Source organism: Glutamicibacter sp. JL.03c (genome assembly GCF_025854375.1).
Classification (GTDB): domain Bacteria; phylum Actinomycetota; class Actinomycetes; order Actinomycetales; family Micrococcaceae; genus Glutamicibacter.
This window is the reverse complement of the sequence record NZ_CP107575.1, coordinates 1,542,973-1,563,064: the sequence shown is the minus strand read 5'-3', so window position 1 is coordinate 1,563,064 and position 20,092 is coordinate 1,542,973. Positions and strand designations below refer to the sequence as shown.

18 protein-coding genes and 1 pseudogene are annotated in these 20,092 nt (G+C 63.0%); 12 read left to right on the top strand and 7 right to left on the bottom strand.

Features of this window, described 5'->3' with window-relative positions; all coding sequences use genetic code 11:
* The first annotated feature begins 383 nt into the window (after nt 1–383).
* The 4 genes from OF385_RS07115 to OF385_RS07100 all read left to right on the top strand — a co-directional run bounded on the left by OF385_RS07115 (nt 384) and on the right by OF385_RS07100 (nt 5,951).
* Entirely contained in the window at nt 384–2,090 is a 1,707-nt protein-coding gene (locus OF385_RS07115) for an AMP-binding protein (RefSeq protein ID WP_319019273.1), read from the top strand.
* A gap of 196 nt (nt 2,091–2,286) precedes the next feature.
* Nucleotides 2,287–3,711, top strand: coding sequence for a GntP family permease (locus tag OF385_RS07110; RefSeq protein WP_264277638.1), 1,425 nt, complete (start codon nt 2,287–2,289; stop codon nt 3,709–3,711).
* Nucleotides 3,712–3,738: 27 nt separating this feature from the next.
* On the top strand, nt 3,739–4,998 hold the full coding sequence (locus OF385_RS07105) for a CaiB/BaiF CoA transferase family protein (RefSeq protein ID WP_264277637.1): 1,260 nt from the start codon (nt 3,739–3,741) through the stop codon (nt 4,996–4,998).
* Complete coding sequence (locus OF385_RS07100) at nt 4,995–5,951, top strand: hydroxymethylglutaryl-CoA lyase (RefSeq protein ID WP_264277636.1); 957 nt, start codon at nt 4,995–4,997, stop codon at nt 5,949–5,951. Before OF385_RS07105 ends, OF385_RS07100 begins: the two co-directional genes overlap by 4 nt.
* Here the strand turns inward: OF385_RS07100 and OF385_RS07095 are convergent.
* Nucleotides 5,948–6,748: an IclR family transcriptional regulator gene (locus OF385_RS07095; RefSeq protein ID WP_264277635.1), complete on the bottom strand. Its 801-nt coding sequence runs from the start codon at nt 6,746–6,748 to the stop codon at nt 5,948–5,950. The genes OF385_RS07100 and OF385_RS07095 overlap by 4 nt on opposite strands.
* Before the next feature lie 230 nt (nt 6,749–6,978).
* Between OF385_RS07095 and OF385_RS07090 the strand changes: the two genes are divergently transcribed.
* Nucleotides 6,979–8,691 (top strand): AMP-binding protein, encoded by a 1,713-nt coding sequence (locus OF385_RS07090; RefSeq protein WP_264277634.1) that lies wholly within the window; start codon nt 6,979–6,981, stop codon nt 8,689–8,691.
* A 90-nt stretch (nt 8,692–8,781) separates the two neighbouring features.
* Here OF385_RS07090 and OF385_RS07085 read toward each other — a convergent pair whose 3' ends face one another.
* Together OF385_RS07085 and ffh are read right to left on the bottom strand one after the other, a co-directional pair.
* Nucleotides 8,782–9,975 (bottom strand): hypothetical protein, encoded by a 1,194-nt coding sequence (locus OF385_RS07085; protein WP_264277633.1) that lies wholly within the window; start codon nt 9,973–9,975, stop codon nt 8,782–8,784.
* Nucleotides 9,976–10,116: 141 nt separating this feature from the next.
* Nucleotides 10,117–11,673, bottom strand: coding sequence for a signal recognition particle protein (gene ffh / locus OF385_RS07080; protein WP_264277632.1), 1,557 nt, complete (start codon nt 11,671–11,673; stop codon nt 10,117–10,119).
* Between the two features lie 190 nt (nt 11,674–11,863).
* Between ffh and OF385_RS07075 the strand changes: the two genes are divergently transcribed.
* Entirely contained in the window at nt 11,864–12,379 is a 516-nt protein-coding gene (locus tag OF385_RS07075) for a hypothetical protein (RefSeq protein ID WP_264277631.1), read from the top strand.
* 581 nt (nt 12,380–12,960) lie between these two features.
* Here OF385_RS07075 and OF385_RS16730 read toward each other — a convergent pair.
* Nucleotides 12,961–13,260, bottom strand: a pseudogene (locus tag OF385_RS16730) (M23 family metallopeptidase); the annotation flags it as partial.
* Nucleotides 13,261–14,403: 1,143 nt separating this feature from the next.
* Between OF385_RS16730 and OF385_RS07070 the strand changes: the two are divergent.
* Nucleotides 14,404–14,922 carry a hypothetical protein gene (locus OF385_RS07070; RefSeq protein WP_264277630.1) on the top strand — a complete coding sequence of 173 codons (519 nt, stop codon included), beginning with the start codon at nt 14,404–14,406 and terminating at the stop codon, nt 14,920–14,922.
* Between the two features lie 117 nt (nt 14,923–15,039).
* On the opposite strand, the gene OF385_RS07065 is transcribed toward OF385_RS07070, so the two are convergent.
* Nucleotides 15,040–15,225: a hypothetical protein gene (locus tag OF385_RS07065; protein ID WP_264277629.1), complete on the bottom strand. Its 186-nt coding sequence runs from the start codon at nt 15,223–15,225 to the stop codon at nt 15,040–15,042.
* A gap of 77 nt (nt 15,226–15,302) precedes the next feature.
* On the opposite strand from OF385_RS07065, the gene OF385_RS07060 reads away from it, so the two are divergent.
* From OF385_RS07060 to OF385_RS07050, 3 genes are all read left to right on the top strand, one after another.
* Nucleotides 15,303–15,449 (top strand): hypothetical protein, encoded by a 147-nt coding sequence (locus OF385_RS07060; protein WP_264277628.1) that lies wholly within the window; start codon nt 15,303–15,305, stop codon nt 15,447–15,449.
* Between the two features lie 365 nt (nt 15,450–15,814).
* Nucleotides 15,815–16,144, top strand: coding sequence for a hypothetical protein (locus OF385_RS07055; RefSeq protein WP_264277627.1), 330 nt, complete (start codon nt 15,815–15,817; stop codon nt 16,142–16,144).
* A gap of 235 nt (nt 16,145–16,379) precedes the next feature.
* Complete coding sequence (locus OF385_RS07050; RefSeq protein ID WP_264277626.1) at nt 16,380–16,571, top strand: CsbD family protein; 192 nt, start codon at nt 16,380–16,382, stop codon at nt 16,569–16,571.
* Between the two features lie 153 nt (nt 16,572–16,724).
* Here the strand turns inward: OF385_RS07050 and OF385_RS07045 are convergent, their stop codons facing one another.
* Nucleotides 16,725–17,201, bottom strand: coding sequence for a pyridoxamine 5'-phosphate oxidase family protein (locus OF385_RS07045; protein ID WP_264277625.1), 477 nt, complete (start codon nt 17,199–17,201; stop codon nt 16,725–16,727).
* Nucleotides 17,202–17,384: 183 nt separating this feature from the next.
* On the opposite strand from OF385_RS07045, the gene OF385_RS07040 reads away from it, so the two are divergent.
* Nucleotides 17,385–17,678 (top strand): hypothetical protein, encoded by a 294-nt coding sequence (locus tag OF385_RS07040; protein ID WP_264277624.1) that lies wholly within the window; start codon nt 17,385–17,387, stop codon nt 17,676–17,678.
* 248 nt (nt 17,679–17,926) lie between these two features.
* On the opposite strand, the gene OF385_RS07035 is transcribed toward OF385_RS07040, so the two are convergent.
* Nucleotides 17,927–19,147: an ammonium transporter gene (locus OF385_RS07035; RefSeq protein WP_264277623.1), complete on the bottom strand. Its 1,221-nt coding sequence runs from the start codon at nt 19,145–19,147 to the stop codon at nt 17,927–17,929.
* Nucleotides 19,148–19,426: 279 nt separating this feature from the next.
* On the opposite strand from OF385_RS07035, the gene OF385_RS07030 reads away from it, so the two are divergent.
* Complete coding sequence (locus tag OF385_RS07030; RefSeq protein ID WP_264277622.1) at nt 19,427–20,080, top strand: DNA-3-methyladenine glycosylase; 654 nt, start codon at nt 19,427–19,429, stop codon at nt 20,078–20,080.
* The last annotated feature ends 12 nt before the right edge of the window (nt 20,081–20,092 follow it).

Genomic DNA, 20,092 nt, shown 5'->3' with positions numbered 1-20,092 from the left:
CGCCCGGCGCTCCCAGCGTGCAGATAGCCATTTCCGGGCCATGGCGCAGAACGGTGGCCACCAGCCCTTACGGACCGCTGGTTGCTTCATCGTTCATGACGGCCATCAAGGCCTCCCCCAAGATTGGCAGATGGGATAAGGCCGAGCCGGCAAAGTCATGCAAGTCGGCCCATGCCGGAGCAGGTGGCTCGGCGAGGTTTCCGATTATCCGCACCCCCGCTCGCCCAGCTCAATCACCACCAGCATTGCCCGCCAGCCGCGAGGCTCATGTGCCGCCCGGTACCCCCCAGCGCTTTCAAACCCTTGGACTTCCAAGTATATTGGCAAGTGATCTGCCTCACGACTCCGTGAGGTGTCCTGGTCCCAGCGACGGAAGGTTAATTGTGAGCGTTACCGATGAATTCAGAGCTGCCCGCGATCGGCTCCTGGAATTGCGTGAGAACTACGAAAGGGCCCGAGACGAATTCCGTTGGCCCGAGTTCAGCGAATTCAACTTCGGCTTCGACTGGTTCGACCAGGTGGCCAAGGATCCGCAACGAGCAGATACGCCGGCGCTGATCATCACCGAACGCGATGGCAGCTCGACACGCCGCAGTTGGTCCGAACTCTCGCGGCGCTCTACGCAACTCGCGCGCTGGCTCAGCGATCAGGGCGTGACCCGAGGCCAGACGATCGCAGTGATGCTCGGCAACCAGGTGGAGCTCTGGGAGTCGATGCTGGCCGGGATCAAGCTCGGGGCGGTCCTGATCCCCTGCACCACGCAACTGACCCCCACGGACCTGGCCGACCGCATCGAGCGCGGGCATATCCAGTGGGTGATCACCAACCAGGGCGAAATCCAGAAATTCGAGACGGTGCCCGGCGACTACACGCTGATCCAGATCGGAGGCAGCGCCGCTGAAGGCATCCTCGACTTCGGGCAGTCCTACAACGCCGACGCCGATTTCCAGCTGGAGCGCCCTACGCGCGCCGATGAGACACTGCTGCGCTATTTCACCTCCGGGACCACGTCCAAGGCGAAGCTGGTGGAGCACACGCACACCTCGTACCCGGTGGGGCACTTGAGCACGATGTTCTGGATCGGGCTGGAACCAGGCGATGTGCACCTGAATGTCGCCTCCCCGGGCTGGGCCAAGCATGCATGGTCGAACCTGTTCGCCCCGTGGATCGCCGAGGCCACCGTATTCCTCTACAACTACGACCGCTTCGATCCGATCGCGCTGATGCACCAGATGGACACCGAGAAGGTCACCAGCTTCTGCGCTCCGCCGACCGTGTGGCGCCTACTGATCCAGGCGGACCTGAGCGCATTGAAGAATCCTCCGGCGAAGCTGGTCTCCGCCGGCGAACCGCTGAATGCCGAGGTCATCGACCAGGTGCAGAAATCCTGGGGCCAGGTGATCCGCGACGGCTTTGGCCAGACCGAAACCACGGTGCAGATCGCCAATCCGCCGGGCGTTCCGATCACCATCGGGGCCATGGGGCGCGAGATGCCCGGCTACGATATCGTGCTGCGCGACCCGGCCACCGGCGAGGCCGGGGATCTGGGCGAGATCTGCCTGGTGGCCGATCCCCGCCCGCTGGGGCTGATGAAGGGCTATTTCGAGAACCCGGAGAAGACCGCCGAGGTCTTCCGCGACGGGGTCTACCACACCGGCGATATCGCTGAACGCGATGAACGCGGCGTGTTGACCTACGTGGGTCGCGCCGATGACGTGTTCAAGTCCAGCGACTACAAAATCAGCCCCTTCGAGCTGGAATCCGTGTTGATCGAGCATCCCGGGGTGGCCGAGGCAGCGGTGGTGCCAGCCCCGGATGAAGTGCGCTTGAGCGTGCCGAAGGCCTATATCGTCCCCACGGGGAATACGCAGGCCGGGCCCGAACTCGCGGAGTCGATTTTGGCGCATTGCCGAGAGCATCTCTCGGCGTTCAAGCGGGTACGGCGCATCGAGTTCGCCCAGTTGCCCAAGACCATCTCGGGCAAGATCCGCCGCGTGGAATTGCGCCAGGCCGAAGAGCGCCGGTTCAATGGCGGCGAACCAGCGGGCAAGGAGTACCGGGATACGGACTTTCCTTCGCTGAAATCATAGCCGCCTTGGCTACGTGCCCTGGCGGGCCCTGCAGCTTGTTACTGCGGGGCCTGCTGCGGTTAAGCGCGAAAACCCGTGGATCGGCGATGACCCAGTCACGACATGAAGTTTACATTGTGGGTTGTAACTCATACTATGAATCAGAGTTCCGTGACCCAGCTCACGTCTTCCCGTTATCAACGAAGATCGGATCCCCATGTCAGATACAGCGATTCTGATTAACACCGCCGTGGCCGTGCTCGCCACGGTGCTGCTGATCGTCAAATTCAAGGTCAACCCCGTCATCGGGCTGGTCCTCGGCGCCCTGTATCTGGGACTGAGCACGCAACTTGGCATCAGCAAGACCATCGAAACCATCACCCAGGGCTTCGGCGACATCATGATGGAGGTCGGACTGCTCATCGCCTTCGGCGTGCTGATGGGTTCGATCCTCAACGAGGTCGGCGCCATCCGCCGCCTGGTCGAACGCCTGCTTTCGGTGTTCGGCCCCAAGGCCTTGCCCTACTCCATGGCGGTAGCCATGGGCACCGTGCTGCAGTCGATCTTCGTTGACGTCCTGATCGTCATCTCGGCACCGCTGGCGCGTCGCATGGCCACCAAGATCGGTCCGATGGGCACCGCCCGATTGGCCACTGCCATGGCGATCTCGCTGGAGTGCGGCATCATCTTCATGGTTCCCGGCGTCGGCGCCTTGGCGGTAGCCGGCGTCCTGGGCGTATCGCTGGGCAAGATGCTGATCTGCGGATTGCTCCTGGTGGTGCCGACGGTCGTGCTCGCGGTGCTGATCATGTCCTTCCTGTTCCGTCGCGGGTTCTGGAAGCCAGCGCGCGACGAGCAACATGTCTTCGAGGAAGACGACTACCCGCAGAGCACCCCGAATCCGCCGGCCCGCGGCAGCGTTGGCATCGATGGCGGACAGCAGCCGCAGGCCGATTCCGGCGCGGTGAAGGTGGCCGTCGGCCCCGAAGGCCAGCGCGAAACCTCGTTGCTGCTGCTCTTCGCTCCCCTGCTGCTCTCGCTGCTCCTCATTGCCGCCGGCGCGATCGCCGAAATCGCCACATTCCAGAACGGCGTGCTGGAACTGCTGGGCAACCCCGTGGTCGCACTGCTCATCGGCCTGATCGGCACCACCATCGTGGCACGCGGAGCCATCGGCCAACAGGGCGTGGAGGACGCGATCAGCACCGGCTTCAAGGACAGCGGACAGATCCTGCTGCTCACCGGCGCCGGAGGTTCGCTGGCCGCCACCGTGGCCGCCGCCGGACTGGGCGATATCCTCGGCGGATTCTTCAGCGCCAGCGCCGTGGCACCGCTGGTGGTGGTCTGGGTGATTGCCGCGGTACTGCACATCGCCGTGGGTTCGGTGACCCTCTCGGCGATCACCGCCGCCGGCATGCTCGCCCCGATCGCTCCGGCACTGGGACTGGATCCGGTGCTCATCGCGCTGGCGGCCGGGGCCGGCTCGCTGTTCATGATCCACGTCACCTCCAATACCTTCTGGCTGCTGCAATCCCTGCTGGGCCAAACGGTGCGAGGCGCCCTGAAGTCGGTCACCGTTGGTGTTTCCGTCGCCTCGGTGATCGCGCTGGGACTCGTCCTGGTCATGAGCATCTTCATCTGATTCCAGCCACCTGACAAGGAGCTACCAATGAGCCACCGAGATCCCGCCGCCAAGGCCATCGCCCCGCTGGACGGCATCCGCGTCCTGGAATTGGGCAACTACATCGCGGCGCCCACCGCCGGACGCCTGCTGGCCGACTTCGGAGCCGAAGTCATCAAGGTCGAACGCCCCGATACCGGCGACGAATTGCGCAACTGGCGCTTGAAAAAGGGCAGCGTCTCCATGCTCTATCGCACGATCAACCGGAACAAGAAGTCCGTGGTGCTGGACCTGCGCAGCGACGCCGGTCGGGCCGCGGTCCTGGACCTGGTGCGCGAATGCGACGTGCTGCTGGAAAACTTCCGGCCCGGAACCCTGGAGAAATGGGGGCTCGGGCCAGAAGAGCTCAGCGCGGCGAACCCGGACCTGGTGATCACCCGGATCTCGGCCTTCGGCCAAACCGGCCCGTTATCCGAGCGTCCGGGATTCGCCGCCGTGGCCGAAGCCTTCAGCGGGTTCCGCAACCTGGTCGGAGACCCTGACCGCGCCCCGGTCCGCGTGGGCGTCTCCATCGGCGACTCCATCGCCGGGCTCTACGCCGCGTTCGGCGCCGTGATGGCCCTGTTCGAGCGCGACCGCAAGAGCTCAGGTGGTGAACCCCTGCCATTGGATCACCGGATCATCGACGTCGCCTTGCACGAGGCGATGTTCTCCATGATGGAATCGCTGATCCCCGACCAGGGCGCCTACGGCGAATCCCGGACCCGCACCGGAGGACGGATGGAAGGCATCGCCCCGTCCAACGCGTATCTGTGCGCCGACGGGGCGAGCATCGTGGTGGCCGGCAATGGCGATGGGATCTACCGCAGGTACATGGAAGCCATCGGCCGCCCCGATTTGGCCCGCGACGAGAACTTGCAATCCAATGCCCAGCGATGGGAACAGCGCGAAATGCTCGACCAGGCGATCAGTGCCTGGAGCGGCACCCTGGACTCCACGAATGCCTTGGAAGTGCTGGATGCCGCCGGGGTGCCGGCCGGCCCCATCTATACGGCCGAGGACATCGTCAACGAGCCGCAGTACCTGGCCCGCAAGATGATCCAGGACTTCGACGTCTCCACCGGGGAGGAGGTGCTCCCCGGGGTCGGATTCCCCGGCATCGTCCCGGTCATGGGCCCAGCCTCCCTGCCGATCCGGAACCTCGGCCCGGACCTCGGCGAGCACACCAATGACGTCCTGGGCACGCTCCTGGGCTACAGCCCGGAAGAAATCATGAACGCCACCAGCAGCGAAACGAGCCAAGCATGAACTACAACTTCACACCAGCAGCCACCCTGCGCGATGTCACTCTGCGCGACGGGCTGCAGCTGACCGGAAAGCTCTTGAGCACCGAAGTGAAAATCGCGACCGTCCGGGAACTGTTGCGCCTGGGGGTCGGGGAAATCGAGCTCGGTTCCATGGCCCGCGCCGACCTGGTGCCGCCGATGGCCAACACCCTTGAGGTCGCCGAGGCACTAACCCCGCAGGAACTGGCGCACTGCTGGATCTGGGTGGCGACCCCGGGGCATGTGGCCAAAGCCGCGAAGGCGGGCATCACCAATTTCCAGTACTGCCTCTCGGTCTCCGACGCGCATAACCAGGCCAATATCTCGCGAACCACCGAGGAAAGCCTGGCGGCCCTGCCCGAAGCGGTCCGCTACGCCCAGGCGGTCAACGGGAAGATCCAGCTTTGCTTGGCGACCTCCTTCACCTGCCCTTTCGACGGCCAGGTCCCGGAGTCGAAGGTCCTTCAGATCGCCAATGATCCGCGCGCAGAAGGAACCTGCGACATCGTCATCTGCGACACCCTGGGCCAGGCGGTTCCTGCCCAGGTGGCTTCGCTGATCGCCAATGTCCGGGAGAATTCGCCGCAACGGCGCATCGTCTTCCACGGCCACGACACCTGGGGGTTGGGCGTGGCCAATACGCTGGCTGCGATTGCCTCCGGTGCCGAAGTGGTTGATGGAGCCTTGGGCGGCTTGGGCGGCTGCCCCTTCGCGCCGGGAGCCAGCGGCAACACTTCCAGCGAGGACATCCTCTTTGCGACCCGGCCCGGCTGGCTGACTCCTGAACACTTCGGCGAACTGGTCCAGCTCTCCGAAAGGCTCCTGGCACAGTTGGGCGAGCCGAATCGCTCGAAGTCCGCCCAGGGAGCGCGGTCCAAGGCCACGGCGTTCGAGTGGGTCATCCCCGCGAACACGGAGCCATCCGCCGCTGGCTAGGCCGGGCGGTGGGTCTCGCCGGGGAATCGGCCGCCGATCAGCCGGGTCATGCGCTCGGCGGTTTCCAGCAGCGGTTCCACCCAGCTTTCGCAGACCGCTTGCGGCATGCGCATTGTCGGGCCGCTGATAGTCACTGCGGCCACCAGCCGGGCCGCCGAGTCGAAGACCGGGGCCGAGAGTCCCGAGGCGCCGTTTTCGCGTTCTCCGGTGGTGATCGCAAAGCCGTCGGCGCGGGTAGCTTCCACGGCCGCCTGCAAATCATCCAGACCGGTAATGGTCGATGAGGTCAGCGATTCCAAGGACCCCTCCACCAGGCGCTGCATCAGCTCCGGCTTCCAGGCCAAGAGGACCCGGCCAGCGGAACCAGCATGCAGCGGCGCCAACTCTCCCAAATGCATCTCGCGACGCAAGACATGGCGAGTTTCGGCAATGCCCACGCAAACTCGATACACGGCTTCGGCCCGGAAAAGGCACGCCGTCTCGCCGGTCGTATCGCGCAGCTCGGCCAAGAGCGGGCTGATGACATCGAGGACTTCCTTGCCGCGGGTGGCCGGGGCGGCCCAGTACGCCATTTTCATGCCGATTCGATACCCATCGCCCTCACGATCCAGGAATCCTTGTTCCACGAGGTTCGCCACCAGGCGCTGGACCGTGGAGGCCGGCATGGACGTGGCTTCACGCAAATCAGCCAGGGTGAGCACGGGATGCCGCAGGGAAAAGGAATCAAGAATCGCACTGATTTTTCCCAGCACAAGAAGCGGGTTCTGTTTCTTGGCGGGGACTTGTTCCTTTGGCATATTTCAGACGCTAGACCATCCAAGCGGTTACCGTCCAATTGCTCTTCAGCTCCTGCACGGAGGCCACATTGCTCGCTTAAATCATGATTCAGTGGACAAAATTGCGCGTTGCGCCAACACGACTACGCATGATGGCGCAACAATTCGTCCAAACTGGTCACTCCCGTATATTGAAAGGTAACGAAGGATGATAGCTGCGGGCATTGCCGCCCGAAATGCAAAGGACTGCGATGAGCAATACCGAGAAGTTCCGAGCCGCCCGCGACCTGCTTTTGGCCGCGCGCGATGACTACCAAAGCGCTCGACACGAGTTCACGTGGCCAGAATTCACCGACTTCAACTTCGCCTACGACTGGTTCGATGCCGTCGCGAGGGATCCGCAGCGGGCCGATGAGCCAGCCTTGATTCTTACCGAACCGGACGGAACGTCTGCCCGCTACAGCTGGTCCGAGCTCTCCACGCGTTCCACCCAGGTGGCCCGCTGGCTCTCCGACGAGGGCCTGCAACGCGGGGATGCGATCATCGTGATGCTCGGCAACGAGGTGGCCCTATGGGAAACAATGCTCGCTGGCATGAAACTCGGAGCGGTCATCATTCCAACGACCACGCAGGTCACCAGCGAGGATCTCGCCGATCGCATCGAGCGGGGCGAGGCCACGTGGGTGATCACCAGCCATGATCACCTGGAGAAGCTCGCAGGCGTTCCCGGCAGCTACGCTGTCGTCCAGGTCGGCGGCGCCCGCCACCCTGGAACCTTGCACTTTGACGACTCCCGGCAGGTGCCGGCCGAGTTCGCCTTGGAGACGCCGACCCGCGCTGATGAGAACCTCCTGCTGTACTTCACCTCCGGAACCACCTCCCAGCCGAAACTCGTGCAGCACACCCACACCTCCTACCCGGTGGGCCATCTGGCGACCATGTTCTGGATCGGTGTCGAGCCGGGCGACGTGCATTTGAACGTTGCCTCCCCCGGCTGGGGCAAGCACGCATGGTCCAACTTCTTCGGGCCGTGGATCGCAGAAGCCACCGTCTTCGTCTTCAACTATGATCGCTTCGATCCTCTGGCGCTGATGGAGCAGATGGCCAAGGAGAACGTCACCAGCTTCTGCGCGCCTCCCACGGTCTGGCGCTACCTGATCCAGGCGGACCTGGCCACGCTGCAAACCCCGCCACGCAAACTGGTATCCGCCGGCGAGCCGTTGAACGCCGAGGTCATTGACCAGGTGCGCTCCGCGTGGGGCCAGGTGATCCGTGACGGCTATGGCCAAACGGAAACCACGGTCCAAATTGCCAATTCCCCCGGCGAAACGGTCAAGGTAGGCGCCATGGGCCGCCCGATGCCCGGCTACGATATTGAACTGCGCAACCCCACCACCGGCCAAGCAGCCGAAGTGGGAGAAATCTGCCTGCGCATCGATCCGCGGCCGGTGGGTTTGATGAAGGGCTACTTCGATGACCAGGCGAAGACCGACGAGGCACTGCGTGACGGGCTCTATCACACCGGGGATATCGCCGAACGCGACGAGGAAGGGATCCTGACCTACATCGGCAGGGCGGACGATGTCTTCAAATCCAGCGACTACAAGCTCAGTCCGTTCGAGCTTGAATCGGTGGTCCTGGAGCATCCAGCGGTGGCCGAAGTCGCTGTTGTCCCCTCCCCGGATCCACTCAAGCTTTCGGTGCCCAAGGCTTTTGTCATCCTGGCTGCCGGTTACGCTCCGAGCGCGGACACCGCAGAAGAGATCCTGGGGTTCTGCCGCGAGCATCTGGCTCCCTACAAACGCATTCGCCGACTGGAATTCTCGGATCTGCCCAAGACGATCTCCGGAAAGATCCGCCGGGTGGAATTGCGCCTGGCCGAGGAAGAACAGCATGCCGCCGGCAAGGTTCCGCCCAAGGAATTCCGGGATACCGATTTCCCTGCACTGAAGAATCGCGGCTAGCGGCCAGGGTCGCGACCACGAAGCACAGCGCGGGTGCGCAGCACTCAGCTTGCCGCGCACCCGCGCTGTTGTCGTTCCAGTGATCAGGCCCTAGAAATCGCGTTTGGCTCTGGCCGCATCGATAAGGCCCTTGCCCAGATAGAACGCACCGTCGGCGTACCAGGCGAACATCAGCAGCTGGCGCGCGGGCTTTGGCAGCCACGCGAACTTCTGGCTCTTGGCCAGCAGCGCATGCACGCCGACACCCGAGGCCAGCACCAGCGCGCCGGAACCGATCAGCGCCTGCGGGTTCCATCCGGCACGGAAGAGCACTCGCTTCAGTCCGGTGGCTTCGCGCTCCTGTTCGTTCAGGGCCGCGCGCAGGCTTCTGAAGGGGCCACCGGTGGAAATAACCCGGCGGTCCTCCGGGATGGGACGGCCGGTGAGGTAGTCGACGCTGCGAGGGTCGAAGCCCAGCAATGCGACAAATCGTTTCATGCCGGCCAGGTCAACCGGTCCATGCATCAGGGCCAAGGCTTCGTCGCGGGCCTTCGGGTCAGAGACCAGGGCGTCCAGCAGTTCAACCGTTTCCTCGCCGATGCCCAGCAGCAGCCCGTCCAGTTCCTTGAGGCGCGAAGCCGCAGGAGAGTCGGCATCCGGTTCCACAATGGCCTGGCGTTCCAGATCCAGCACCATGCTCAGCGCCGGGCCGAAGAGATCGCCGCGCGAGCGCTTGGCCTCAACAATTGCCATGATGACGTTGCCCGTGCGGGTCAGCGACAGGAAGGGACGGCTGGAGCGGGAAATCCCCGGGGAGAAGACCGGTTGGGTTGGCATGGCCATCAACCCGGATTCGGTGTCCCAGACGGTGATCTGGTTGTCGTCAAAACCGGCGGCCAGCACCAGTTCCGAGGCTTTCAGGGTGGCTCCGTGCAGCAGCTCGTTGGTTGCCCCGAGATCCCCGAGGATCTCGTCGTCCGGAGTTGGGCCATCGATCTCATCGCCGTCCACCAGCACATAGTTGGCACCGGTCGAGTTCTTCAACTCGTGCACCAGCTTGGTGACACGGGATCCTTCACGCAACTTGCCCTTTGCATCAATGCGGTAGAGCACCGCATCCCGGGCTTCGCTGACGGTCGCCACTTCGGCCAGGACTTCGGTGGACCTCTCTCGTTCGACGGCTCCCCCGATGAAGCCCAGCAGGCGCCGATCAGCCAATGCCGTGCGGACAACTTCTGCGGCGTCTGGCTTGTCGCCCATGAAGATGAACTCTAGGTTGAGGTAGTTGAACTCAGACGAATCCACGAAGGCAGATTCCTTTCACTGGTGAAGTAGCTGGCTACTGTCAATCATAGTTTGGGTCCAGGGCGCACAGACAAAACGCGCCATGGGAACACTATGTCAGTTCCCATGGCGCGTTCTCGTCCTATGCAGCTGGTGGGCTTATCACTTGCCCAAGTACTTCTCGAAACCGGCTGGAAGGTTCAGGCTCGATGGATCGAAGTCCTGGTTGGCGCCGGCGCCAAAGGATGCCCCGCTGGGTGCCGAAGACTTCTTGTTCTGGGCTTCCAGTTGGGCTTGCGCGGCCTTGGCCGGGTTGCCGTACTTCTGCTGCTTCTTGCCCTTGCCCTTGGCCTTGCGGGCAGCGCCCTTGCCGGCACCTGGCATGCCCGGGATGCCGCCTCCGGCAGCCATCTTCTTCATCATCTTCTGCGCTTCGGTGAAGCGCTCCAGCATCTGGTTCACCTCGGAAACCGAAACACCGGAACCCTTGGCGATACGTGCACGGCGCGAGCCGTTGATGATCTTCGGTGCCACGCGTTCGTGCGGGGTCATCGAGCGGACGATGGCTTCCACACGGTCGATCTGGCGCTCGTCGAACTGCTCGAGCTGCTGGCGGGAGATCTGCGCACCGGGCATCATGCCCAGCAGCTTCTTCATCGAGCCCATCTTCTTGATCTGGGCCATCTGGGCGAGGAAATCGTCCAGGGTGAAGTCTTCCTGGTCGGCGAACTTCTTCGCCATGCGCTCGGCTTCGCCCTTGTCCCAATTCTTCTCGGCCTGCTCGATGAGCGTCATGACGTCGCCCATGTCCAGGATGCGCGAAGCCATGCGATCCGGGTGGAAGATCTCGAAGTCATCCAGGTTCTCGCCGGTGGATGCGAACATCACCGGCTTGCCGGTCACCGAAGCCACCGACAGCGCGGCGCCACCACGGGCATCGCCATCAAGCTTGGAGAGCACAACGCCGGTGAAGTCAACGCCTTCGTGGAAAGCCTGTGCGGTGTTCACCGCGTCCTGGCCGATCATCGCGTCGATGACGAAGAGGACTTCGTCCGGGTTGATGGCGGCGCGGATGTTCGCTGCCTGGGCCATCATTTCGGTGTCGACACCCAAACGGCCGGCGGTATCAACGATGACCACATCATGCAGCTTGGACTTGGCTTCGGCGATGCCGTCGCGGGCTACTGCGACCGGGTCGCCGGTTGGGGTGTCGAACTCCGAGGAGACGCCCGGGTGCGGTGCGTAGACCGGAACGCCGGCGCGTTCGCCGTTGATCTGCAGCTGCTTGACTGCATTGGGGCGCTGCAGGTCGCAGGCCACCAGCATCGGGGTGTGGCCCTCGGACTTCAGGTGCTTGGCCAGCTTGCCGGCCAGGGTGGTCTTGCCGGCACCCTGCAGACCGGCGAGCATGATCACCGTTGGAGGGTTCTTGGCCAGGTTCAGGCGGCGGGTTTCGCCACCGAGGATGCCAACGAGTTCCTCGTTGACGATCTTGACGACCTGCTGGCCCGGGTTCAGCGCCTCGGAAACCTCGGCACCCAGTGCGCGTTCCTTCACCTGGGCCACGAAGGCGCGGACCACCGAGACGGCAACGTCAGCGTCGAGCAGGGCGCGGCGGATTTCGCGGACGGTACCGTCGATGTCTGCTTCAGTCAGGCGGCCCTTGCCGCGCAGGTTCTTGAAGGTTGCTGTCAGGCGATCGGAAAGTGAATTGAACACGTGCCGGGCACTTCTTTCGATAGGTCTTGTGGTGCGCGTCAAAAACGCACAGGACTCGACTTATAAGAATATCAAGAATCACGGCACGATCTAACCAGCTCCATATCACGTCGCGGTGCGCAGGCCGGCAACGGGAACAACCTACGGCTTCTCCTGTTGTGCATCGTGCTCCACCGTTGCGGCAGGCGGCTTGGTTGAGGCCGGCACCTTCGGCTTCTTGATGGCTGGCTCTTGCGCTGGTTGCACCACCGGTGCCGATTTGGCTGGCGTCATCGGCGTAGCGGTTTTTGCCGTGCCGGTTCTCACGGCTGGCTTTTTCGCCGGTGCCGCTGTGGCCGGTTCAACCGCTTTGCTCTTGACCGGCGCCGGGACGGGTTCGGCTTTGGCCCGCGCTGGGCGAGGGCCGGGCTGGACGGCAACTTTCTTCACGGCTTTGGCAGGGGCGGCCGATGGCGCCGTCTTGCCCGTTGTTTTGGCGGGAATTTTCGGTGTAGCAGGTGCTGGCGCAGCTGGCTCAGGAATCCGTTGTTCAGGGACCGCCCCCTGGTCCTTGGGTTCTTCACTCGTGCTGGATTCAGGGGCGCTCGGAACGGGTTTCGGGGCCTTAGAGGAAGCCGATGGCTTTGCCGGAGCACTGGGTGTCGGTGACGGCTCTGATACCTGTGAAGGTTCCGGGCTTGCTGAAACGGTGGCTGTCGGCGACTGAGGTGCGCTGGCCGTCGCCGTCGGGTTCGGTGGCATAGCTGGATCGGAAGCATTTGACGTCGGCGATGGCCTCCCGGTTGGTGCTTGGGAGTGCCGCGTCGGCGTAGCCGAAGGCGTCGGCGTTGGCGTAGCCGAGGGCGCGGCCGTCGGTGAGCTTGTACGCGGTGGTGTTGCTGGCGCTGTATCGCTCGGTTGCGGCTTCTGTGCATGCTTGATCGTCGTGTCACGGCGTGGCTCAGCGGTCCTCGGCGCGTCGGCCTTGGTCTTATTGATCTGCTGTGGCTTGACCTTGTGCGGCACGGCTTTGGATCCCACCGGTTGTTGCTTCTTGCCGGACTTCTGCGTCGCCTTCCGTTCTTTGGGTTCAGGCGCTGGCATCACGGTTGTCCTTGACGTTCGCGTTCCTGCTGCAGGCAATGGCTTTACTTGCTGAGGTGCCAGGGCGAAGTTTGCAGCCGGGGATTGCGCGTCAGGGACGAATATCGACGCAAGGTCCCCGGGGCCACGGCCGAGATAAAGACGCGGGTCTTGCCAGTGGCCGTTGGCAATCACTTCAAAGTGAACATGGCATCCGGTGGAATTCCCTGTTGTTCCGGCCAGGGCAATCACTTGTCCTTGGCTGACCTTCTGGCCTGCTCTGGCAAGGATCAGCGAATTGTGGCTATAACCAGTCAAGATCCTATTGCCGTGATCAATGGTGACGCGGTTCCCCGAATGCCCTGCCCACGACGCGAGAACGACGACACCATCCTCGCTGGCTCTGACCGGTGACCCGCAAGCAATCGGATAGTCCTGGCCGATGTGGATTTGCCGTCCGGGCCCGGTTGGATTCTGGCGCCATCCGAAGGGACTTGAAATCGTGCGGGTAGCGACCGGTGGCATCAGCTGGAATAAGGCAAGTGGAGAACCGAACTGCGCTGCGGAAGCTGCACCCGCATACCGCGTGCCCGGGACATCAGGCCCCATGGCATGGTTCTCCAGTGCTCGCGGTCCGGAACCCGCAGCCTGCCGCACGGCCCCGGCTTCCGCAACAGCGGCATTCACCGGATCTGATATCAGTGCGCCAGCAACGCCTATCGATGGCTTTCCCGAGTGCGGTGCGCTCACCGCTTGAGGCCTGAAGGCATCGATGGATTCAACTTCGACTGCTGAACCGCCAGAGTAGGCCCGAGCAGGCGGCGCCGCGGGCCACGGCGTGGCGCTGGAAAGGCCCACGGCCGCTGCTATCCCCAAGGCGATATATACGAACATGTGATGGCGCGCCGGTACCTGTGAAGGCACAGAGATACCCGAATCGTGATGACGTCGTTTCATAACTTGCCAGTCCCCCAAAAACCGCAAATCCACAACAGGCTCTCAGGATAGACCCAGAAGTGCACAATGACCATAGGTTGTACGAATCTGGCATCGGCCAGCAGCTGCTGACCAGTGAATTCACGGATTTTTCAGGCAACGGGGAAGGAAAGCCGCCGGTAGCTGGATGGCTCGCCAAGGCGGGACCCTACCCATGAGAGAGGCGGCAGCCCCGGGGCCTTGCCAAATGACCAGCTTGGCTTCACGCCGGGGCAAAATTCCTGCAGCTTCCTGCTACGGGCCGCCTGCCAGCTAGTTGCGCTCATCCCGGAGCGCTTCGACGGTGCCCCGCGGTCCCGTCCTGCGCTGGATGGACTTCCGGTGCTCGTTCCCGGCGAGGCCGCCCGATGCCCTTTGCTGCCCGTAGGAATCATTCCGGTGGCCATTAGCGTCGCGCGCCCACCTTGCGATCAGGGCCCTGCACGTCTGGTGGGTTTCAGCTCCGCAGCCCAAGCCCTCCAGCAGTGCTCGGACATCTTGGCGCTTGCACGCGAGAAACCAGGCAGTCCACTTGGTACGGCAGCGCAAGCCCTTGCCCCATCCCGGACCGCTCAACCGGATGCTGGATGCAGCCTGCGGATCCGTGGGCGGCCATTGGCTCGCTGGTGCTGGTGCCCTAGCGTTCAAGCCAGCAGCACTGCACGTGAGAATGACCGAGCGAAGGACAGGCCCATGCCGCGCAACTCAATTGACCAGAAGGTCCTGCACCGGTACCTGATCGAGCACCTTCTGGGTTCCGAATCCGGGCTGAACCATTTCAAGGCGGCCCACACCACATGGGCGAAGACCCCTTATGCCGCGCGTTTCGACTCGTTGCACGAGCAAGTCCAGGCTGATCAAGTGGATCTGAAGCGGATCATGGAGCGACTTGGGTGCACTCAGCGGCCACTGGCCAGGCTCTTCGCTCCGCTGGCCAAATTGGCAGGGCACGTGAATCCGTTCAATCCGCTGCGCAGACGCGAGTTGGCCGCCGCGCAGGTGCAGCTCGATGTGCTCACCGGCTTGCTCAATGCCAAACTGCGCATGTGGCAGACGCTGTTGCTGATGGTGCCGCATGATCCCCGGCTGGATCCGTCGTTGCTGCGGGAATTGTCACGCCGCGCTGAATCGCAGATCAGCCAGCTCAAGGCGCTGAGCGATGAGACGTGGGCTGAGCGTTTTGCCCCGGAGGTCGACGACGCAGGGCGATGACCTGCGGTGTGGCGAAATTCGATGGCGCTGCGCCCAACGGCCCGCCCGCCGGGCAGCGCTGCGAGGTCCACCTCGCCGAGCACCATGCCCGTCCCGATGCCGGGTCCTTCTCCTCGCCTACAGGGGACGGCGCGCGCGCATTTGGACTTGCCTGGCCACGGACTGCAGTGGGATGGCCGCGAATAGCCGCTGGCGCATCCGCTTATCGGCACCGGCTCGGTGTTCCTGCGCGAAGATCTCGAAGCCACCATGGCGCAACGCTAGCTGGACCGCTGGGCCCGGCACGTGCTGCAGGCCTGGCATCCGAACCTGGCCGGCGAGGAGGCCGGGGGACGGTTAATGAACCGGCATCCAGCAGTTTTCGCCCGCCGGCGGTTTCAATGGCTTCCGCTTGGCTCCGCGTGCACGGGCTGCTCCTGCGCCCCTCATCTTCGCCCAGCGGACCGGGTGCAGGCGCGGACCGGCTGGCCTTCGGCGCGGCACGCGCGGCGGAAGCACGCCAGCGCTGGGCAACGGTGGTCCAGTAAGTGCCTTCGGCGGGCCGAAGCAGTTCCTTGGCGGGCTGGGAAAACAGACAAATAGAAATGTTGACTAGTAGCTTAACAAAGCTGAGAGTTTCATGAGAAAGCGTGGGTGGGGGCTGAACAACTTGGATCCCAATGATAATTTCCTCTCAAGCTCCCTCCAGAACGCTGCCGGTGTTCGCCGCCAAGCGGCGCTGGAGGACTGTTCTGTTGAATCGAGAAGTATCGTCTAGAAGTGGAGGGTAGTTCACATGCCAGGAAGGCTAGTTAGATCCCGTACCGCACAGCGTGTTGTAGAGCTGCTGGGGTCGCGTGAGGGAAGAAAGCATTTGGGCGACTTCGGCTGGGTCCAAGGAATGCCGATAGTCATGGCGCATCCGCTGGAGGACCTTGACGATGTGATGGGCCTGGTCTCGGTGCATCGGCAGCCGGTGCTGGTCGCCATGATCAATGCAGAGACCGATGAGCTGAAATTCCTGCACGTTTCCGAGCCTTCCCCGGTGCTGGAAGTCGTTCCACCCCGCTCGCCACGCACCACGATCAAGGATTTTTTCAGCGAGGCCGAGCATCGGGACCTGGTTTCCTTCCGCGTCAAGTACTGGCAGCATAGTGCAGTCGCCCACGCAATTCCCGTATTCGACGAGACCGTGCCGGCACGCGCCGTCGTCTCCCAGCAGGCAGGGCAGGCCACCGGCTAGCTTCATCAGCGCCATCCCTCAGCCCCCTGGGAACACCACGGCCGTGGTGTTCCCAGGGGGCTTTTTACGACCCCCTTCTCCCGGGCCTGAAACAACTGCTCCGATCCCGCATCACGCCCCTCCATGGACTTCAGGACTGCGGATTTCAAGCAAACGTCCAGCTTCAGATCACGGATTGGAATTTGCTTTATGGTTCTGAGTGTCAGTAGTCGGATCCACACGGGAGGCAAGAATCATGGGTATCGGAGACAAGATCCAGAACAAGGTCCAGGAAGCATCCGGAAAGGCCAAGGAAGCCTACGGAGATGCCACCGACGACCCGAAGCTGCAAGCTGAAGGCGTGAAGGACCAGGCTGAGGCCAAGGCCAAACAGGCTGGGGAAAAAGTGAAGGACGCCGCCAAGGACGTCAAGAACGACCTGTCCTAGATAACTTGGCTCGCCGGTGCCCCGTGGGACTATCCCCGCGGGGCACCGGCGCGCGTTCGGAACATTGCCCGCGGACTTTGGGAAAAAGCAAGTCCGCTGCCCCGGCCAACGGGGCAGCGGACGCCATCCTCCTGGCAAGCAGGAGAGCTGTTTTTACAGTTCGACGGTGTTCGATTCACCCGGTTCAGCGGGCTTGCCGGTGAGCTTTTGCTTGACCCATCCGGCTACCAGGCTTGCCGCGCCACCGGGGTTCTCCCAGTACTCCGCCGAAGTTGCATCGACATGCAAGAGCACTATCTGCGGTGAATCGGGGCCTTCAGAGGTGAACATCTCCACGGCGCTGCTCCACAGCTGCTGCTTCTTCTCGGCATCCCGCACGACGCTCGCGCGCCCGGCGACGGAAACCCATCGCTTGGATCCGCTGAACGCCGCATTGACTTGCCCATGGGCCTGGATCTCCCGGACGACATCGGAATCCGCGGTGGAGAAGAACCACAGATCTCCCTCGTCGGTGGCTTCAATCAGCGTCAGTGGACGGCTGACCAGCCCCTGTTCGCTCTGCGTGGCGACCATCGCGATCCGCAGGTCCTTGATGATGCCGATGACCTTGTTTGCTTCTGCACTGCTCATAGTGAGCTCCTTCGCCTTGGGGTACTCAGGTCATCTGCAACGCTACCCAGCCCCGGCCATCGACCAAACCGCACTCAGTTGATTGCCAGCTGGCGGCATCACCCAGTCATCTCGGCCACGTCCTCCGACCGGATGCGCTGGGGTTCCTGCTTCCAGCTCGCTGGCGTAGCGCTGGCGCCACCCATGGCCGGTCTGCGCCCTTTCCTAGTCCGCGATGTCCTGCTTACCTTGGTTCGCGCGTGGCTGCTGCAGCGTTCGTGCGGCGGAATTTCCGTCTGCAACCGGCGTCCGCAGCCGGCCACCGTATCGAAGACCCCGCCGAATGGCAGAGGCAGGTCGGCATTCCAGATCCACTGTGGCGCCACGATGAGGCCACTGCTGGCAGCGCAGGGCCTATCGCCCGTCCAGGAGTTCGAGACCTGCAAGAAGAAGGCGGGGGTCGCCTCCGCAACCGGACGGTTGGCATCGGTGCAGTGAACGCAGAGCGCCGAAGGGTGAGCCAGGCGCTCTCGTTCCGCCAGCACCTGGCAAGGGTTTCTCCCATGGCGTCAACCAGGAACGCCGGCCATCAGCCCGGCCAGCGCCCGGCTGATCCACGCTGAGCTGAATCCACCAGTGGATGCGAAGAACCGCCGGTGGCTGCATGGCCCACCGGCGGTCTCCCGGACACCCTATGGCGTCCTACCCCTTGTTTATGTCGTTCTTATTATTCAGGTCCCACCCCTTTACTTCGAGGCCAGCTGGTAACCAGCATCATTGTGTTCGGCTGCGTCGATACCAGCGATTTCAATATCGGCCGATACGCGCCATGGGCTGAACTTCCCGATGACCGATGCAATGATCCAGGTCATTACCGCGGAGAAGAGCATCACTACGAGAAGCGTCATGAACTGTGCCACGAGCTGCGACAGGCCGCCGCCGTAGAACAGGCCACCGGCGCTTTCCTCGTTCGGCAGGGCGAAGAAGCCGAGGAACAAGGTTCCGATGATGCCGGAGACCAGGTGCACGCCAACTACGTCGAGCGAGTCATCGTAGCCAAGCTTCCACTTCAGGTTGACGGCCCAGGCTGAACCGGCACCCGCCAGAACACCGAGAAGCAGTGCTGCCCACGGGGCCAGGTCTGCGCAGGAAGGAGTGATGGCCACCAGGCCGGAGACGAGGCCGGAGGCAACGCCTACCGAGCTGGCGCGCTCGCCGCGAAGCTTCTCAACGAGGATCCAGCCGAGAACAGCTGCGCCCGGTGCCGCGAAAGTATTGATCCAGATCAGGCCAGCCTGTTCGATGGTGGTGGACGCACCTGCGTTGAAGCCGAACCAGCCGAACCACAGCAGGCCAGCGCCGAGCATCACCAGTGGAGTGTTGTGCGGCTGCGGACGATCGTGGAAGTTGTGACGCTGGCCGAGCTTGAGAGCGAGGACAAGAGCTGCGATACCTGCGTTGGTGTGGACTACCGCGCCACCTGCGAAGTCGATGGCTTCACCGAAGATCTGGCCGAGGAAGCCGTCTGCGGAAAGCAAGCCGCCGCCCCAGACCCAGAATGCCACCGGTGCGTACACCAGGGTGACCCACAGCGGGATGAAGAACAGCCACGGAGCGAAGCGAGCGCGGTCGGCGATGGCTCCGGAGATGATGGCGACCGAAATCATCGCGAAGGTGCCAGAGAAACCTGCAGAAAGCAGGTCGGCTTGTTCGGTGTTGTGCATCGCGAAATCGCTAATCGGATTTCCGACGATACCCGCGATGGTTGGTTCACCAGCGGAGAACGAGTACCCCCACAGCACCCAAACCACCGCGGTAATTGCCGCAGCGGAGAAGCTCATCAGCATCATGTTGACCACGCCGGTAGCGCGAGTCATGCCGCCATAGAAAATTCCAAGTGCTGGTGTCATCATCAAGACAAGTGCGGCTGCTATCAGGATCCACAAGCTGGCTACGTCCAACTCCATCTGGATCACATCCCCTCAAGGTGTTCGGTGTATCGGTGGCGAGTCGGGCCCAGCTGCAGTCTGCGGTGTTAATGGCCCGGTGTTGAAACTATTCTTCGCCAACGATGTTTCGGTTCCCTCGCTGCCGCATTTCAAGAATGTATCCAAGAGCGCTCGGGGGTAACGTTTGGTTCTCGTACCGGTTTCCGGCATGTTTCAAAGCCTTCACGAATGGCCGCTATCCATGTGAATCCACACCGCAAGAAAGCCTGGAAGTGCACACGCTGGAATACTGGGTTCGTGGACCGATCCTTCTTCATGCCTGATGCGCTCAGCGTGGCCCCTCGCCTGCTGGGTTCGATCCTCAGCGTCGATTCACCCCAGGGACTGGTAAGCCTGCGGATCACGGAGACCGAAGCCTATCTGGGGGTCGGGTCCACCGGCCCCTACGATCCGGGCAGCCATTCCAAGGATCGAAAGACTGCCCGCAACTCCTCGATGTTCCTGCCGCCGGGCCACGCCTATGTGTATTTCAGCTATGGGATGCACTTCGCGTTGAATCTGGTGTGCTCCGAGGAACACGTGGCATCCGGCGTGCTGGTACGTTCAGGACAGATTGTCCAGGGCATCGATCTGGCGCGTCGCCGGAGAACGGCGAAACGCCCGCTGGGACCTCATGCCGCTCCGATCCGCGAAGCCCAGTTGGCGCGGGGTCCGGGGAATCTCGCGGCGTGTCTGGGAATAGACCGTGAAAGCCACGACGGCAGGGACCTATTCGAGCCACCGTTTGCCATCAGCCAGGGGCCGGCACTGGGCACGCCGATCCTGTGCGGCCCGAGAGTTGGCGTTGCGGGAATCGCGGGCGGTCCTGCTTATCCCTGGCGGTTCTGGCTGGAAGGCGATCCGACGGTTTCCGCATTCCGGCCCGGGCGGGGCGCACCATCATCCCGCTGACCCTCTTGCCGA

What these genes read in the sequence shown, in the direction of transcription:
- OF385_RS07055 (WP_264277627.1), top strand. Translation starts at nt 15,815, where the DNA reads ATGGCGCATCCGCTGGAGGACCTTGACGATGTGATGGGCCTGGTCTCG.
- OF385_RS07035 (WP_264277623.1), bottom strand. Translation starts at nt 19,147, where the DNA reads ATGGAGTTGGACGTAGCCAGCTTGTGGATCCTGATAGCAGCCGCACTT.
- OF385_RS07065 (WP_264277629.1), bottom strand. Translation starts at nt 15,225, where the DNA reads ATGCCAGGCCTGCAGCACGTGCCGGGCCCAGCGGTCCAGCTAGCGTTG.
- OF385_RS07040 (WP_264277624.1), top strand. Translation starts at nt 17,385, where the DNA reads ATGGCCGGTCTGCGCCCTTTCCTAGTCCGCGATGTCCTGCTTACCTTG.
- OF385_RS07110 (WP_264277638.1), top strand. Translation starts at nt 2,287, where the DNA reads ATGTCAGATACAGCGATTCTGATTAACACCGCCGTGGCCGTGCTCGCC.
- OF385_RS07100 (WP_264277636.1), top strand. Translation starts at nt 4,995, where the DNA reads ATGAACTACAACTTCACACCAGCAGCCACCCTGCGCGATGTCACTCTG.
- OF385_RS07095 (WP_264277635.1), bottom strand. Translation starts at nt 6,748, where the DNA reads ATGCCAAAGGAACAAGTCCCCGCCAAGAAACAGAACCCGCTTCTTGTG.
- OF385_RS07090 (WP_264277634.1), top strand. Translation starts at nt 6,979, where the DNA reads ATGAGCAATACCGAGAAGTTCCGAGCCGCCCGCGACCTGCTTTTGGCC.
- OF385_RS07045 (WP_264277625.1), bottom strand. Translation starts at nt 17,201, where the DNA reads ATGAGCAGTGCAGAAGCAAACAAGGTCATCGGCATCATCAAGGACCTG.
- OF385_RS07105 (WP_264277637.1), top strand. Translation starts at nt 3,739, where the DNA reads ATGAGCCACCGAGATCCCGCCGCCAAGGCCATCGCCCCGCTGGACGGC.
- OF385_RS07060 (WP_264277628.1), top strand. Translation starts at nt 15,303, where the DNA reads ATGGCTTCCGCTTGGCTCCGCGTGCACGGGCTGCTCCTGCGCCCCTCA.
- OF385_RS07050 (WP_264277626.1), top strand. Translation starts at nt 16,380, where the DNA reads ATGGGTATCGGAGACAAGATCCAGAACAAGGTCCAGGAAGCATCCGGA.
- OF385_RS07070 (WP_264277630.1), top strand. Translation starts at nt 14,404, where the DNA reads ATGCCGCGCAACTCAATTGACCAGAAGGTCCTGCACCGGTACCTGATC.